Below are 1,689 nucleotides of genomic sequence, written 5' to 3' on the forward strand. Positions count from 1 at the left end.
GCCCATGCCGCCGCCATCGCGCGCGCCGAGGCCGCGCTGGAGGCCGAGCGCGACGCCCTGGCCGGCGCGCGCCGCGCCGAGAAGGTCCTCGACCAGCTGCGCCTGCGTCGCGCCGAGGCCGAACGCCGCGACGCGCTGCGCCGCACCCAGGCCAGGTTGGAGGATGCCCTGTCGCGGGAGTAGCCTGCACCTTCCGGGAGGAAGAACCGCATGACCCGCATCCATCGCCGCGCGCTGCTCGGCGCCGCCACCCTGCTGCCGCTGCCCGCCCTGGCGCAGTCCGACTGGCCGAACCGGCCGGTGCGGATCATCGTGCCGTTCCCGCCGGGCCAGGCCTCCGACATCATCACTCGCCTGGTCGCGGATGAATTGTCGAAGCGCTGGCCGCAGCGCGTGGTGGTCGACAACCGCGCGGGCGGGGCCGGCGCTCCCGCGCTGGAAGCGGGCGCGCGGGCGCCGGCGGATGGCTACACGCTGACGGCGGGCACCTCCGGCACGCTCGGCGTGAATCCCTCCGTGCTGCCGCGCGTTCCCTACGACTCCGAGCGCGACTTCGCCGCCATCAGCAATGTCGCGATGGTGCCGCTCCTGGTCATCGCGCACCCCTCCGTGCCGCAGCACACCATGCAGGCGCTGGCGGAGGAGGCGCGGGCGCGGCCGGGCGCGCTCGACATGGCCTCGGCAGGCCCGGCCACGTCGCAGCACATGGCGGCCGAGCTGCTGATGCTGCGCGCGAACATCCGCTTCAACATCGTGCACTACCGCGGCTCAGGCCCGGCCATCGCCGACGTGATCGCGGGCAACGTCAAGCTGATGACGGATTCCGTCGCCTCCGCCCTGCCGCATATCCGCGACGGGCGCGTGCGCGCCATCGCCCTGTGCAGCGCGCGCCGCGTGCCGCAGCTGCCCGAGGTGCCGACCATCGCCGAGACGCTGGTGCCGGGCTACCAGGCGGCGGGCTGGTCGGGGCTGGTGGCCCCTGCAGGCACGCCGCCCGAGATCATCCGCCGCATCAACGCCGACGTGGTGGCCGTGCTGCGCGAGCCCGCGATCACCGAACGCATCCTGTCGATGGGCGCGGTGCCCGACCCGATGACGCCGGAGGAGTTCACCGCCTTCATCCGCAGCGAGATCGCGACCTTCCGAGAGGTGGCGCGGGCGGCGAACGTGCGGCTGGACGGCTGACGTTCAGCGCCGGGGCAGCACCCGGCAGGCCTCGTCCGCCGCGCGGGCGAGCAGGATCATGCGGCGGGCGGCGACGGCGCCGGCCGCGGCCTCGCCCGCGACATGCTCGGCCAGCTTCGAGCTCAGCAGCCCGCGCACCGCGGCATCCACCGCGACATCGGTCGCCGCCACGGTCGCGGCATCCACCGCCACGCGGCGCAGCAGCGCGATGGTGCCGGCGACACCCGGCCGCAGCCCGTGCAGCGCCGCCACCTGGCGCACCAGGCGCAGGCCGCGCCAGGCGAAGATCAGCGCATCCGCCGCCGGCGAGGGGCTGATGGCGGTGACGGCGAAGGCCTGCATCGCCGCGGCGCGGCCGAGTGCCGCGGCGTCCTGGGCGATGGGGGCGAGGGTCTTGGCCTCGACCAGCGCGGCCATGGCCTCGATCGGCGCATCGTCCAGCGTGCCGGCGCGCGCGCGGCCGGGCGGCAGGCGCGCCTGCCAGGCCTGCAGCTCGGCGCGCAG

3 protein-coding genes are annotated in these 1,689 nt (G+C 75.6%); 2 read left to right on the plus strand and 1 reads right to left on the minus strand.

Annotated elements, in window-relative coordinates:
* Together HW578_RS26215 and HW578_RS26220 are read left to right on the plus strand one after the other, a co-directional pair.
* Positions 1–183, plus strand: a 183-nt coding sequence (locus tag HW578_RS26215) for a hypothetical protein (protein WP_198373645.1), incomplete at its 5' end; no start/stop codon positions are given.
* 27 nt (positions 184–210) lie between these two features.
* Positions 211–1,185, plus strand: a complete 975-nt coding sequence (locus HW578_RS26220; RefSeq protein WP_198373646.1) for a Bug family tripartite tricarboxylate transporter substrate binding protein — start codon at positions 211–213, stop codon at positions 1,183–1,185.
* Between the two features lie 3 nt (positions 1,186–1,188).
* On the opposite strand, the gene HW578_RS26225 is transcribed toward HW578_RS26220, so the two are convergent.
* A partial coding sequence (locus tag HW578_RS26225; protein ID WP_198373647.1) for a DUF697 domain-containing protein occupies positions 1,189–1,689 on the minus strand: 501 nt, incomplete at its 5' end.

The organism is Roseomonas rosulenta (genome assembly GCF_016106005.1).
Classification (GTDB): domain Bacteria; phylum Pseudomonadota; class Alphaproteobacteria; order Acetobacterales; family Acetobacteraceae; genus Neoroseomonas; species Neoroseomonas rosulenta.